The organism is Yersinia pekkanenii (genome assembly GCF_001152565.1).
Taxonomy (GTDB): domain Bacteria; phylum Pseudomonadota; class Gammaproteobacteria; order Enterobacterales; family Enterobacteriaceae; genus Yersinia; species Yersinia pekkanenii.
Genome location: NZ_CQAZ01000032.1, coordinates 1 through 13,897, shown reverse-complemented (window position 1 = coordinate 13,897; position 13,897 = coordinate 1). Strand labels below are relative to the sequence as shown.

The window sequence follows — 13,897 nt, the reverse complement described above, 5'->3', positions numbered from 1 at the left end:
GCTTACATCTCCAGAAAATTTTTCAGCAATTGGGCTCCAGCCGATCCGGAACGTTCCGGATGAAACTGCACGCCAAAGAAGTTGTCTTTTTCGACTGCGGCGGTAAACGGCTCGCCGTAATTGGTTTGGGCGATGGTATTTGGGCATATTGGCATTGCATATCCGTGCACAAAGTAGAAATAGGTCCCATCAGGGATGCCACGAAACAGGTGATTCCCCGCCTGCGATGTGATCTGATTCCAACCCATATGCGGCAGCGGTAAACCAAAATCTGTCATCTGTTTTACCGGCGTATCAATAATGCCCAGCGTCTCGATACCGCCGCTCTCTTCGCTGCTGGTTGCCAACAACTGCATACCGAGGCAGATACCCAATACCGGCTGGGTACAGTTTTTAATCAGCTCAATCAGTTCGCGTTCTTTCAATTGATCCATTGCTGCATGAGCGGTACCCACCCCAGGCAGAAAAAGCTTATCGGCACGTAACACAATCTCTGGGTCACGGCTGATAACCGGCGCATAACCCAAACGTTGCACCGCATAAGTGACAGAGGAGAGGTTGGCGCAACCCGTATCCAGAATCACCACATTCATCACAGCACCCCTTTAGAACTTGGCAGGGTGTTGCCCTCAACGCGGATCGCCTGACGTAAGGTACGGCCAAACACTTTAAATAGGCTCTCTACCCGGTGGTGATCATTGCGGCCTTTGGTTTTCAGGTGCAGGGTGCAGGCCATGGCATAAGAGAGCGAGCGGAAGAAATGTTCAACCATCTCGGTGCTCAGGTCGCCCACGCGCTGATAGTTAAACTCGGCTTTGTATTCCAGATGTGGGCGGCCGGAAATATCCAGTGCACAACGTGCCAAACATTCGTCCATTGGTAATACGAAACCAAAGCGGCCAATACCCCGTTTGTCACCCAGTGCGTTGTTAATCGCCTCGCCCAGCGCCAGCGCGGTATCTTCCACGGTGTGGTGATCATCGATATACAGATCACCGCTAACCTGAATATCCATCCGGAAACCACCGTGGGTGGCAATTTGATCCAGCATATGGTCGAAGAAGCCGACACCGGTTTTGATTTTGCTGCCGCCTTCACGATCCAACCAGACATTCACGTCAATGGCCGTTTCTTTGGTCACCCGGTTAACATAAGCATGACGGTCACGCTGCGTCAGTTGTTTGGCAATCTGTGACCAGTTCAGGCCGTCACGCTGATAACGTAAACCGCCGATACCCATATTCTGTGCCAGTTGCAGGTCTGTCTCGCGGTCGCCTATCACATAGCTGTTGGCGCTGTTCATTACGCCTTCTACCAGATAGCTTTCTACCAATGCCGTTTTCGGTTTACGGCACGGGCAGTTATCTGCCGGCTTGTGTGGGCAAATCAGAACTTGCTCAAAATTGATCCCCTGAGAGCTGAAAATCTGCATCATCAGGTTGTGTGGTGGGTTGAATGTTTCCTGTGGGAAACTCTGGGTACCCAAGCCATCCTGATTGGTTATCATCACCAAACGGTAATCTGCTTTTTGCAGTGCCAGCAAGGCCGGGATCACGTCGGGTTCCAGCTCTAGTTTATCCAGCCGGTCAACCTGAAAGTCTTCCGGTGGCTCTGCAATCAGGGTGCCATCTCGGTCAATAAAAAGAAATTTCTGGCTCATATCGTTTCCTTACGGAGGCTGGGGGTATTGGTGTTCTTGGTTTTATCTGTGTTATTGGGATTGTCAATACCGGGCAGAGGGATCAGGGCCGCAATCACTCGCTCACACTCTTGGCGGGTTCCCACCGTAATACGCAGGCAGTTAGATAACCCTGGTTGTTTATTTTGGTCGCGCAGGATAATGCCCTGATCCCACAATGTTTTGAACACGCTGCTGGAGGCGGTAAAACGGGCCAGTAAATAGTTGCTCTCACTGGTAAACACATGCTCAACACAGGCGCAGTCTTGCAGTGCATTTTGTAGCCATTCACGATTAGCCCGCACTTCATTCACACGTTGGCGCATTTGCTCAAGGCCCAACGAACTGAGAGCTTGTGCGGCAATATCGGCCACTGGCGTTGATAATGGATAAGGCGCGATCACTTTAAGCAGCAACTGGATGATATCGTTGTTGGCTAGGGTAAAGCCACAACGTAAACCGGCTAAAGCAAAAGCTTTCGATAAGGTGCGCAAAATGACTAAATTCGGATAATCTTTTAACCAGCTGCTGACCGAAGCCTGTGGACAGAACTCAATATAAGCTTCATCGACAGCCACTATAGCGCGGCCTTGCGCCAGTTCCAGCACTTCACGTAGATCTGCTGGATTGATTAAGTTGCCGGTCGGATTATTTGGGCTGCAAATATAAATCACTTTCACCCGTTCCAGATTGTCGGCAATGGCAGGCAAATCTAATTGCCAGTCAGCTTGAGTCGGGACGGTGCGCCGTTCGACACCAAAGGTTTCGGCGCTAACGGCATACATACCGTAGGTTGGCGGACAGAATAGAATGGCATCCTTACCCGGTTCACAAAATGCACGGATCAGCAACTCGATACCTTCATCAGCTCCACGGCTAACCAACACTTGCTCAGTTTCTAAACCGGCGTAAGCAGCATAACGTTCGATCATTAATTTTGGCTGGCACTCGGGGTAGCGGTTGAAGGTTTGTGCCGTCAACGGGTATTCAGTAGCCAGCGGATATTCGTTGGCATTGAGCCACACATCGCCATTACCGCCTAACCGGCGAGCAGACATATAAGGCGTCAGTGCGCGGACGTTGGCACGGGCCAAATCAATGACATTGGCAGGGTTACTCATGCTTGCTCCTTATTCGCGGCGGTCAGGGCAGCGACACGTAGGGTAACGGCGTTTTTGTGGGCGGTCAGTTGCTCAGCCTGGGCCAGAATTTCGATAGTCGGAGCCAGACCCAGTAAGCCTTGTGGTGTTAATTGTTGCACCGTCATGCGCTTCACAAAATCAGCTAAGCCTAAACTGGAGTAAGTTGAGGTATAACCATAAGTTGGCAACACGTGGTTGGTACCAGAGGCATAATCGCCGGCAGATTCCGGCGACCAGTCACCCATAAATACCGAACCGGCATTGTTGATTTGATCGATGATCTCTTCCGGTTTGCGTATTTGCAGAATCAAGTGTTCTGGGCCGTAGTGATTACTGATATCAATACATTGTTGTAAGTCTTTGGTGACGATTAAACGGCTACTTTCCAAGGCCTGACGGGCGATATCGGCGCGCGACAATAGCTTGAGCTGCTGTTCAACCTCGACTGCAACCGCTTGTGCGATGGTTGCATCCGGCGTCAGCAAGACCACTTGTGAATCAGGACCGTGCTCGGCTTGAGACAGCAAATCAGAGGCGATAAACGCCGGTGTGGCACCGCTATCGGCGATAACCAACACTTCTGACGGGCCTGCTGGCATATCAATAGCGGCACCGTCAAACCGTTGGCTGACCTGGCGTTTGGCTTCAGTGACATAAGCATTGCCCGGTCCAAAGATTTTATTCACTTTAGGCACCGATTCGCTACCAAATGCCATGGCAGCAATCGCCTGCGCACCACCAATCTGGAACACTTCTTCAATGCCGCATAATTGCGCGGCATAGAGGATTTCATCGGCAATCGGCGGTGGAGAACATAAAATAACCCGCTGACAACCGGCAATCCGCGCCGGAGTACCGAGCATCAGCACGGTAGACAGCAGCGGAGCGGAGCCGCCGGGAATATACAAGCCGACGCAGGCAATCGGGCGGGTGATTTGCTGGCAGCGCACCCCCGGTTGTGTTTCAACATCCACCACTGGCATTTTCTGCGCGTGGTGAAATATTTCAATATTTCGTACCGCTTGCGCCATCGCTTGTTTGATATCGTCATTCAAGCGGCCAGCCGCTGCGGCTATCTCATTACTGCTGATGCGGATGTCAGTAACCTTAACTTTATCAAAGCGTTGGCAGTAATCAAACAAGGCGCTATCGCCCTCGGCTTTCACCCTGCCAAGGATCTCACTGACGGTCGTGGTTATCCGCGCTGATGCATTAATTGCCGGGCGGCTCAACAGCGCTTTTTGTTGCTCTTCACTGCATTGCTGCCAGTCGATTGGGGTATTGAAATTCGTCGGCTGCATGGGTTACTCCATCATTTTTTCAATGGGTAATACCAGAATGGAACTGGCACCCAGCGCCTTCAGTTTTTCCATGGTTTCCCAGAATAGAGTTTCGCTGCTCACCATGTGCATTGCGACACGGCTTTTATCACCGGCCAGTGGCAGAATGGTAGGGCGCTCAGCACCCGGCAACAAGGCGATGATTTCGTCCAGGCATTCGCTTGGGGCGTGCATCATAATGTATTTGGATTCACGCGCCTGAATCACGCCCTGAATGCGGGTCAACAGGCGGTCAATAAGCTGTTGTTTCTCTGCTGGCATTTCGCCATCACGCTGGATCAGGCAGGCTTTGGAGCGGTAAATCACTTCAACTTCCCGTAAGCCGTTGGCTTCCAAGGTGGCACCGGTTGAAACCAAATCACAGATGACGTCGGCCAAACCGGCACGGGGAGCCACTTCAACGGAACCATTCAGCAAGCAAGACTTAAAGCTAACACCTTCTTTATCGAGGTATTGCTTTAAAATGTGCGGGTAAGAGGTGGCGATGCGCTTATTCTGCAGGCATTGCGGGCCGGTGTACTCGGTATCCAGTGAGGCCGCCAGCGACAGGCGGCAACCACCAAAATCCAGGCGGCGCAACGTGAAGTAACGTGGATCTTCGCCCTGAGCGCGGCGGTTCAACAACTCTTCTTCCAAAACGTTTTCGCCGATAATACCCAGATCAACCACACCATCCATCACCAGGCCTGGGATATCGTCATCGCGTACCCGCAGGATATCGATTGGCATGTTTTCCGCGAAAGCGATCAGGCGCTGTTGTTGTAAATTGATTTTAATCCCGCAGCGTGATAGCAACTCGTGGCAATCGTCACTCAGGCGGCCTGATTTCTGCATCGCAATGCGTAAACGTGTTTTATCTAGCATGGTAATCCTCAACCTATTAATTAATCTATAAAATTGTGAGCAACAAAAAAGCCCTCGGAAGATAATCTTCCGAGGGCTTTCTCTATTGCGTTCTACCGCCACCTGGAAGATTCGTTAACCGTCTTCCAGCACACATCGGCCTGTAAGACTAGTCAGGATGATGGTGATGATGGTGATTAAATTGAACGCAATTCATAGTGGTTTCTCTATTTGGGCTTTCTGAGATGATCAAAATAGCCGGAATGTGACGTAATTTCTGTCAATCAACGTAAACCATCCGGCGGGTTGCGCGCAACCTTTTTTTCATCTGATGACTTTATTTTACCTGGGTAAGCCACGGGGTATCTGCTAATAATGGTTTTTTTCTTAGCGATTACCACTTTATTTAATGTCAGTAACAGCGGAAAATTGTTACTTATAGCTATTACACCGCGTAATAAAAGCAATTCATAATGCAGAGCAATTGTTAGGTGATATTAACTGGTTCAGGTTATTGGTATGGTAAGTGTTGTCGGTATAAACCGGTGGAGAGCCATTGAAATGAAAAAAGTAGCCATTATCGGGTTGGGCTGGCTGGGTATGCCGTTAGCACAATCATTGATCCGTCGCGGCGTACAAGTGGTTGGCAGTAAAACTACGCCGGATGGCGTTGATGCTGCCAGAATGAGCGGAGTTGATTGTTTTCAATTGCAATTGACGCCAGAACTGGTTTGCTCTCCAGACGATTTTGAGCAATTGATGACCGTCGATGCACTGGTCATTACCTTGCCCGCCAGCCGTACCGCCGAGCGTGGGGAGCAGTACTTTCAGGCGGTACAGTTGGTGGTCGATAGCGCATTGGCTTTTGGTGTACCCCGCATTCTCTTTACCAGCTCGACCTCGGTGTATGGCGAAACCCGAGGCCGCATCAAAGAGAATTCACCACTGCAGCCGGTGACTAGCACAGGCAAGACACTGATGGAGCTAGAACTTTGGCTGCATAAATTACCTAATACTTCGGTGGATATTTTACGTCTGGCCGGGCTGGTGGGTACGGATCGCCATCCGGGCCGTTTCCTGGCGGGTAAAACCAATGTCAAAGGCGGCTCGCTGGGGGTGAATTTGGTGCATCAGGAAGATGTGATAGCCGCCATCGAATTGCTGCTTAATTTGCCAAGAGGTGGCCATATTTACAATCTGTGCGCGCCACATCACCCGAGAAAACGTGATTTTTACCCTGGGTGTGCGCGTGCGTTGCAACTGACTCCACCAGAGTTCGCGCCTGAAGATATCGAAGAAGCGCCACGCGAGATTGATGGCAGTAAGATTTGCAGTGAGCTGGGGTTTGAGTATCAGTATCCTGATCCCGCCAGAATGCCGTTGAATTAAGTCTATTATCGGCTACTGCGCGTCGTCATCCTGAGATTGTGCAGTGCTCATACTCCTCACGTACTGTGTACGCTCCGGGTACTGCGCGCTGTACGCACTCAGTCTGACTTAGCTCGCTACGCCTTGAATAGGTGCGTGGTTAAAGCATTCGAAATAAGGATCAAAAGAGAGCGCCCCAATCACCGTTTCTGATGAATATAAGTCAGTGCCAGCGCCAGCGCCAGAACCAGCCCTTTGATGATATCCATTGCATAGTAAGGTACCGACAACATCACCAGCCCGTTTTGCAATACCCCTAGGATCACCGCACCAATCAAGGTACCGAATGCATTGGGCTTGCCTGAACCGGCCAGAGAAAAACCAATATAGGCGGCCGCAACGGCGTCCATCAGGTAACCGCCACCGGCGTTCACTTGTGACGACCCAATCCGTGATGCCAGCAAAATCCCCCCCAGTGCCGCTAACAAAGATGAGAACACATAAGCCAACACTCGATAACGCAGGGTACGGATCCCTGCCAACCGCGCAGCTTCAGGATTACCGCCAATGGCATACATCCGCCGGCCATGCTTGGTCAGTGACAAATACAACTGCACCACAATGGTTACCGCCAGCATAATCAGCACGATCACCGGCACTTGCCCCAGCGCTGAAAACATCTCAGGAATGACGCCCTCTGCCATATCGCCACTTGGCAGTAGCATGTTCTGGGTGATAGAACCACCGTAGCTGTATGTCATGGCCACGCCCTGAATAACGAACAGACTGGCAAGCGTCGCCAGCATGTCAGGGATCTTCAGCACCACAATCAGAAACGCATTAAATAAACCGACCAGCGTACAAATCAACAATGTCAGTATGATCGCGCCGGTAGTACCAAAGCCGTACCAGACAAACAACGACACCACGATGGCATTGGCCAGCGAGGCGGTTGAGCCCACCGACAAGTCGAAACCACCCACCGATAGCGAAATCGACACGCCAATGGCAATCACTGTCACGATGGCAATGGAGCGTAAAATATTGATGATATTGTTCAGGTCGAGGAAGTTATCCGATGCCAGGCCAAATAACGCGATTAGTGCCACAACGGTGAGCAACATTCCCCATTTGTAGAGAAAATCAAACAACTGATGACGCCATGGCTGCGCGTCCGGCAGGGGTGTTTCTTTACTCACTGAGGGGTTCCTCCGGTTGAAAATAGTAATAATGTTTCTTCATCGACATCTGCGGCGTTGAGTTCGGCGACAATACGCCCATCCCACAACACACAGATACGAGAGCATAAACCGACCAATTCTGAGAATTCACCGGATGCATAAATAATGCCTTTTCCCTGCTGTGCCAAACTATCGATCAGATAAAACAGATCCTGCTTGGCTTTGATATCCACCCCTTTAGTTGGCTCATCAAAAATCAGGACCTGTGCATTACCGCGCAACCACTTGCCGATCGCCACTTTTTGCTGATTCCCCCCCGACAGGCGGGCCAGTTTTTGCTGCGGCGAAGAGGTGCGCACCCCAAGGCGCTGGATCAGCTCTTTGGCCCAACTGAGTTCCTGACGGCGACTAAAAATACTCCAGCGGGAAAAACTGTCATCGGCGGCCACACTCAGGTTCATCGGGATACCTTCGTGGATAAAAATGCCTTCTTTGCGCCGCTCTTCCGGTACCAGCGCCAACCCTTGTGCGACCGATTGGTCGGGCGAGCGTGGTTTCCAGGCTTTACCCTGTAATTCGCCACTGTCGACACGGCTGGGTGTTGCGCCAAATAATGCTTTGCACAGTTCGGTTTTACCGGCACCGGCTAAACCGGCAATGCCTAAAATTTCCCCTTCATGTAATGTCAGGGAAATATCGCGCAACTTATGCTGGTCATGTAACCCACTGACTGACAACAGGGTTTTCGTTCTGATAGCGGTTCGCCGTGGTGGGAAGATATCATTCAGTGTATGGCCGAGCATTTTCTCTACAATCTGCTCGCCACTCAGGTCGCCCATCACATCATGGCTGACACGGCGACCGTCGCGTAACACCGTCAGTTGATCGCAAATTTCACGCAATTCATGGATGCGGTGCGAAATGAAAACGATAGCCATCCCTTCTGACTGTAAGCGCCGCACCACCCGGAACAAGCGGGCGCTCTCTTCTTGATCCAGTGGCGCGGTGGGCTCGTCCAGAATCAGGAAACGGCATTGATGAGACAGCGCGCGGGCTAGCAACACCTGTTGTTTTTCCGCCAGCGTGCAGGACTCTAAGCGCTGACGCACATTTAACTTGAGGTCAAGTTGGCCGAGCAACACTTCAGCCTGGCGATAAAGTTGTGGCCAGTTAAACAGATGCCCCCGTTCGGCCAGCGTGTCCAGCATAATATTCTCTGCCACAGACAGGGTAGGGATCAGTGCGACATCGACCTCCTGCTGCACCACATGAATACCCTGTTGCTTCGCCTGGCGGGGGGAGTGAATATCTATCGGCTGGCCGTCAATATAGATCTCGCCGCGATAGTGACTGTGAGCACCGGAAAGAATCGCCATTAAGGTTGATTTACCCGCACCATTAGCACCAACTAACGCATGAGTCGACCCACCTTCCAGTGTAAAATCAACTTGTTGTAGGGCATTAAATCCAGAAAACGAGATAGAGATATTTCGCATCTCAAGGCGAGAGGGGGTGATGCTGAACATAAATTTCTGCGACTGCCCTATAAAGTATTTTGGTTACCGATCTCTTTTTGGCGACAAAGAAATAGGTTTGCGAATTTTCTCAGGTAAGTACGCTGGAGAAACAGGCAGTCAATAATGCTGCTGACAGCATTCTTTTTTAACACAGTTTCTATTATTCGCAACAAACTAAAATAGTTAAGCTATATCAAAAAATTATTAAACATTGGTGGCTTAGCCCCTAAGATGGGAAAAACATTGATGAGATCATCATTTAAAAGGAACGCGTCATGAGCACCAACACCATTCGAGTGCAGGTGGGCCCTGCTAATTATTTTTCTTTTCCGGGTGCTATCGACAAGCTGAGCGAGTTTTACCCTCAGGTGGCGCTGGATAATGCACTGTGGATCTACGGTGAACGTGCATTGGTGGCGGCCAGTGATTATTTGCCTGCGGCTTTCCATGGGCCACAAGCAGTCCGTGCTGCATTTTCCACCCATTGTAGTGAGTCGACCGTTGCTGACTTGGTAAAAAAGGCGGGCAGTGACCGGCAGGTGGTGATTGGTATTGGCGGCGGCGCGGTATTGGATACTGCAAAAGTCGTGGCACGTAAGCTGGGGGTGCCGTTGGTCGCTATTCCCACTATCGCCGCAACCTGTGCCGCCTGGACGCCTCTTTCAGTCTGGTATAACGACGCCGGGCAGGCACTGAATTTTGAGGTTTTCAACGATGCCAATCAGTTGGTATTAGTCGAACCGCGCATTATTTTGCAGGCTCCGGTGGCGTATCTGCTGGCAGGCATCGGCGATACACTGGCAAAATGGTACGAAGCTGTGGTGCTTAGCCCACAACCAGAAACGTTATCTCTGACGGTTCGCTTGGGATTACAAGCCGCGCTGGACATTCGTAATGTGCTGCTCAACCAGAGCGAGGCCGCATTACAGGCGGTCAAACAAGGTGAGTTGACACAAGATTTCCTCGATGTGGTTGACGCAATTATTGCCGGTGCTGGCATGGTTGGCGGGTTGGGCGAACGTTATACCCGTGTTGCGGCGGCCCATGCGGTACACAATGGCCTGACGTTATTACCTCAAACAGAGCACTTCCTGCACGGTACCAAAGTGGCATACGGCATCTTGGTTCAAACCGCGTTGCTGCAACAGGACGACACCTTGCAATCGCTGATCACTGTGTTTAATAAATTAGGGTTACCCACCCATCTGGCGGCACTGGATGTTGATATCAATGACCGTGATGCTATTGAGCTTGTGATTAGCCGAATTCTGAAGCCGAGCGAGTCAAGCCATTATCTGCCTATTGAGTTGAATTCAGACAAAATATGGGCAGCAATTGGGCGGGTAGAAATTGCGGCTCAGCGCTGATACAGCATGGAAATAGCCGTTTAGATCAAACTGGCATAAGAATATTGTTTCAAGCGTTTTAACATCTTGTTTTTTGCTCTCAACTTAGGGCAAAATATGCCCCATGCAATAACCGACGTTTAAACGCGTCGGTTATTTTTTTGCATTCATGTTTTCACAAACCCAAGAGGCCGGACAACGATCCGGATAGATAAACAGGTCCGCGAGCGATTATTCACATACTGAAATCGCCGTTATGAGGAAAGAAAGATGGGGCAATTATTTACACTGGCACCGGTGCCCACCGGTATGCGCTGCACATGCAGCGATTATGGCGCAACAGGTAAGGTAAATACCGGTTACACCGCTCTCGTTTCCCCACTTACGTATCCCAGGCAGATACGAAGTTTCCCCGTCACCTCTGACCTTCGCACGACAATTGCGAATAGGGTTAAAGGTATGGGGAGGCTGAATCATGACGCATAATGCTACTGTTGCAGTCGGCACTAATCAGACTGGCACCAACAACCGCGTTCAACTCAGAAAAACACTGACGCTAGTTCAAGTGGTGATGATGGGCTTGGCTTATTTACAGCCGATGACCATTTTCGATACTTTTGGCATTGTATCTGGCCTGACTGATGGTCATGTCGCGACCTCTTATGCTATTGCGTTGATAGCGGTGCTATTCACCGCAATCAGTTATGGCAAACTGGTTAAGCGTTTCCCGTCTGCGGGTTCAGCTTATACTTACGCTCAGAAATCTATTAGCCCGAACGTTGGTTTTATGGTGGGTTGGTCATCACTGCTGGACTACCTGTTCATGCCGATGATTAACATTCTGTTGGCAAAAATCTATCTCGAAGCGATTTTCCCTGGCGTGCCATCATGGATTTTTGTTGGTGCGTTGGTCAGCCTGATGACGCTATTTAACCTGCGTGGCATCAATGTGGTTGCTAACCTGAACTCGATCATCGTTGTGGTTCAGGTCGCTGTCATGGTGGTCTTTATGGGGCTGCTGATCCATGGTGTTTATCAAGGTGAAGGGACCGGTACGCTGGTTAGTCCACGTCCGTTCTATTCTGAAAATGCCCATTTGGTGCCGATGATAACCGGGGCCACGATACTGTGCTTCTCATTCCTTGGCTTCGATGGCATCAGTTCGCTGTCTGAAGAAACGCCAGATGCTGGTAGAGTGATCCCGAAAGCGATTTTCCTGACTGCATTGATTGGCGGCGTGATTTTTATTGTCGTCTCTTACTTCTTGCAGCTCTATTTCCCGGATATTTCGCGCTTCACAGATCCCGATGCTTCACAGCCGGAAATCATGCTGTTTGTGGCGGGTAAATTCTTCCAGTCAGTGATTCTGTGTTTCTCCTGTGTCACGGTGTTGGCATCAGGTATGGCGGCACACGCAGGGGTTTCGCGCTTGCTGTATGTTATGGGCCGCGACGGGGTATTTCCAGAGAGAATATTCGGTTACGTGCATCCAAAATGGCGCACTCCGGCAATTAATGTGTTGTTGGTAGGGGGCGTGGCATTGTCTGCTATCTCCTTCGATTTGGTCACCGCAACCGCATTGATTAACTTTGGTGCGCTGGTGGCCTTTACCTTCGTTAACTTGTCGGTGATTTCACAATTCTATATCCGTGAGCGCCGCAACCGCACGTTCAGAGATCATTTCAGTTACCTGATTCTGCCAATGATTGGCGCAGGAACGGTGGGTGTGCTGTGGTTTAATCTGGAAAGCAGTTCTATGACTCTGGGGCTGGTGTGGGGCGCAATTGGCCTGATCTATATGGTCTGGAAAACCCGCGCTTTCCGCCAGGCTTTGCCCCAGTTTACGGGTGAACTTGCGCAGTAACTGCATTTGATACCGTGTATTACTGACTCAAACGGAGCCTGATGGCTCCGTTTGAGGTTAATGACAAACCAACATCAAGCCAGGTACGTGAAGGGGCGCTCCGGTCGCTTATGCACTTGTATTTGAAACTAAGAGTGCCCCCAACGGAACATTTTCCCTTCAATCGACTTTGTCAGTAGTCTGGTTTTTATTAGCTGACTAATCCCTTGGCATAGTCAAACAGGGCCTTCAGCAAGGCCAGTTTCTCTTTGTCGTCTTCGTACTGGTTATAGAATTGCTCCAATTGCAGCACGTAGTCCTGCACTCTCTCGGGGTTGAGTGCTTCACGGCGATGCTCTAACCAGCGTTTTTGTTCACTGTCAGTCAAGGTATTGGGATAATTACGGGCGCGGAAACGAAATAGCAGAGGCTCCAGCCGTGGGTCCTGGAATGTCAGATCCAGTGCTGGCAGGTTTTGCGGCTCGGTTTGCAACATGATCTTCATGGTGGCGCGATCGGCATCACTGAAAAAACCGTTATACAGTTGTGCATCTACATCATCAGAAACCGTAAATGGCTCGGCTTCGGCAAACAATGCGACGACTTTCTCGCGCACTTGTGGGTTTTGCCGTAACAGTTGCAGATTTTGCAGGCAGCGTTGGCGATCAATTCCCAGCCGTTCGGCATTCTCTGGTAATAGTGTTTTTGCCGGTGCCAGTACCGGGCATTTATTGATATGAACCAGTTTCAACGGGATAGCGGCATCGTTGGCATTAAGTTTATCGCGGCGGGTATACAAGCGTTCACGCAAGGTGTCGCTGTCCAGCGCCAACAATGGCGACATATCACCCGCCAGATCGCACATGATCACCGCATTTTTATTATCGGGATGCCACGCCAGTGGGGCAACCCAACTGGTATTCCCCCGTGCTGCGCCAAACATACCGGACACATGAACCAGCGGTGTCATATCTGCGATATCAATCAATGCATTGATTTTATGCTTACTACGGTGCTGATACAGATAATCGAACAGACGCGGCTGCGCCTGTTTTACCAACTTTGCCAGGGCGATGGTGGCGTGCACATCTGACATTGCATCATGGGCATGCAAATGCTCAACACCATTGGCTTTGGTCAGGTGCTCCAGTTTAAAACTCGGTAGGCCATCTTCATTTTCCGGCCAGATAATACCTTCCGGGCGCAGAGCGTAGCAGGCGCGCATCACATCCAGTAGGTCCCAGCGGGAATTACCCCCTTGCCAGCTATAGGCATAGGGATCATAAAAATTGCGGTAGAAAATATTGCGGCTGACTTCATCATCAAAACGAATATTATTATATCCGAGAATACAGGTACCGGGCACACTGAATGCCTGATGGATTTGGCGGGAAAACTCTGCTTCATTTACCCCATTGGCTAATGCATGTTGCGGGGTGATACCGGTTATCATCACGGCTTCCGGTTGTGGCAGGTAGTCATCCGCCGGGGCGCAGTAAATTACCAGTGGCGGTTCGATAATATTAAAATCCACATCGGTACGCACCCCGGCAAACTGTGCTGGCCTGTCTAATGCGGGGCGCTGACCAAAGGTTTCGTAATCGTGAATGTAAAATGTCTTATGTATTGGCTTGTCTTT

Annotated in this window: 12 protein-coding genes and 1 other annotated feature; of the genes, 3 read left to right on the top strand and 9 right to left on the bottom strand. The window is 50.5% G+C overall.

All coding sequences use genetic code 11. The features are described 5' to 3' along the window. Positions 1–2: 2 nt before the first annotated feature. The 6 genes from hisH to hisL form a co-directional block, all read right to left on the bottom strand. A complete protein-coding gene (hisH, locus tag AEP37_RS15690) occupies positions 3–593 on the bottom strand; it encodes an imidazole glycerol phosphate synthase subunit HisH (RefSeq protein ID WP_049614222.1) in 591 nt (196 codons plus the stop codon). Then, positions 593–1,660 carry a bifunctional histidinol-phosphatase/imidazoleglycerol-phosphate dehydratase HisB gene (gene hisB, locus AEP37_RS15685; RefSeq protein ID WP_049614221.1) on the bottom strand — a complete coding sequence of 356 codons (1,068 nt, stop codon included), beginning with the start codon at positions 1,658–1,660 and terminating at the stop codon, positions 593–595. Before hisB ends, hisH begins: the two co-directional genes overlap by 1 nt. Beyond that, on the bottom strand, positions 1,657–2,799 hold the full coding sequence (hisC, locus tag AEP37_RS15680) for a histidinol-phosphate transaminase (RefSeq protein WP_049614220.1): 1,143 nt from the start codon (positions 2,797–2,799) through the stop codon (positions 1,657–1,659). Before hisC ends, hisB begins: the two co-directional genes overlap by 4 nt. Continuing rightward, complete coding sequence (gene hisD, locus AEP37_RS15675; protein ID WP_049614219.1) at positions 2,796–4,121, bottom strand: histidinol dehydrogenase; 1,326 nt, start codon at positions 4,119–4,121, stop codon at positions 2,796–2,798. The genes hisC and hisD overlap by 4 nt, the downstream gene beginning before the upstream one ends. A 3-nt stretch (positions 4,122–4,124) precedes the next feature. Further along, positions 4,125–5,024, bottom strand: a complete 900-nt coding sequence (gene hisG, locus AEP37_RS15670) for an ATP phosphoribosyltransferase (protein WP_049614218.1) — start codon at positions 5,022–5,024, stop codon at positions 4,125–4,127. A 42-nt stretch (positions 5,025–5,066) separates the two neighbouring features. Then, positions 5,067–5,197, bottom strand: a sequence feature (His leader region). Then, positions 5,173–5,220: a his operon leader peptide gene (hisL, locus tag AEP37_RS26155; RefSeq protein ID WP_105877057.1), complete on the bottom strand. Its 48-nt coding sequence runs from the start codon at positions 5,218–5,220 to the stop codon at positions 5,173–5,175. Its footprint overlaps the feature before it by 25 nt. A 344-nt stretch (positions 5,221–5,564) precedes the next feature. Here hisL and AEP37_RS15665 point away from each other — a divergent pair, with 344 nt between their 5' ends. Then, positions 5,565–6,392: an SDR family oxidoreductase gene (locus AEP37_RS15665; RefSeq protein ID WP_049614217.1), complete on the top strand. Its 828-nt coding sequence runs from the start codon at positions 5,565–5,567 to the stop codon at positions 6,390–6,392. A 179-nt stretch (positions 6,393–6,571) separates the two neighbouring features. Here AEP37_RS15665 and AEP37_RS15660 read toward each other — a convergent pair whose 3' ends face one another. Both AEP37_RS15660 and AEP37_RS15655 read right to left on the bottom strand, forming a co-directional pair. Next, complete coding sequence (locus AEP37_RS15660; RefSeq protein WP_049614216.1) at positions 6,572–7,570, bottom strand: ABC transporter permease; 999 nt, start codon at positions 7,568–7,570, stop codon at positions 6,572–6,574. Further along, the gene (locus AEP37_RS15655; protein WP_049614215.1) at positions 7,567–9,078 is read right to left on the bottom strand and encodes a sugar ABC transporter ATP-binding protein; all 1,512 of its coding nucleotides are present in this window, start codon (positions 9,076–9,078) and stop codon (positions 7,567–7,569) included. Before AEP37_RS15655 ends, AEP37_RS15660 begins: the two co-directional genes overlap by 4 nt. Before the next feature lie 266 nt (positions 9,079–9,344). Here AEP37_RS15655 and AEP37_RS15650 point away from each other — a divergent pair, with 266 nt between their 5' ends. Together AEP37_RS15650 and AEP37_RS15645 are read left to right on the top strand one after the other, a co-directional pair. Further along, the gene (locus AEP37_RS15650; RefSeq protein WP_049614214.1) at positions 9,345–10,436 is read left to right on the top strand and encodes an oxidoreductase; all 1,092 of its coding nucleotides are present in this window, start codon (positions 9,345–9,347) and stop codon (positions 10,434–10,436) included. Positions 10,437–10,890: 454 nt separating this feature from the next. Continuing rightward, on the top strand, positions 10,891–12,279 hold the full coding sequence (locus AEP37_RS15645) for an APC family permease (RefSeq protein WP_049614213.1): 1,389 nt from the start codon (positions 10,891–10,893) through the stop codon (positions 12,277–12,279). A gap of 190 nt (positions 12,280–12,469) precedes the next feature. Here the strand turns inward: AEP37_RS15645 and sbcB are convergent. Next, a partial coding sequence (gene sbcB / locus AEP37_RS15640) for an exodeoxyribonuclease I (protein WP_408068338.1) occupies positions 12,470–13,897 on the bottom strand: 1,428 nt, incomplete at its 5' end.

Bases quoted from the DNA above. Each gene is read 5' to 3' on its own strand.
- hisH (WP_049614222.1), bottom strand. From the start codon at position 593: ATGAATGTGGTGATTCTGGATACGGGTTGCGCCAACCTCTCCTCTGTC.
- hisB (WP_049614221.1), bottom strand. From the start codon at position 1,660: ATGAGCCAGAAATTTCTTTTTATTGACCGAGATGGCACCCTGATTGCA.
- hisC (WP_049614220.1), bottom strand. From the start codon at position 2,799: ATGAGTAACCCTGCCAATGTCATTGATTTGGCCCGTGCCAACGTCCGC.
- hisD (WP_049614219.1), bottom strand. From the start codon at position 4,121: ATGCAGCCGACGAATTTCAATACCCCAATCGACTGGCAGCAATGCAGT.
- hisG (WP_049614218.1), bottom strand. From the start codon at position 5,024: ATGCTAGATAAAACACGTTTACGCATTGCGATGCAGAAATCAGGCCGC.
- AEP37_RS15665 (WP_049614217.1), top strand. From the start codon at position 5,565: ATGAAAAAAGTAGCCATTATCGGGTTGGGCTGGCTGGGTATGCCGTTA.
- AEP37_RS15655 (WP_049614215.1), bottom strand. From the start codon at position 9,078: ATGTTCAGCATCACCCCCTCTCGCCTTGAGATGCGAAATATCTCTATC.
- AEP37_RS15650 (WP_049614214.1), top strand. From the start codon at position 9,345: ATGAGCACCAACACCATTCGAGTGCAGGTGGGCCCTGCTAATTATTTT.
- AEP37_RS15645 (WP_049614213.1), top strand. From the start codon at position 10,891: ATGACGCATAATGCTACTGTTGCAGTCGGCACTAATCAGACTGGCACC.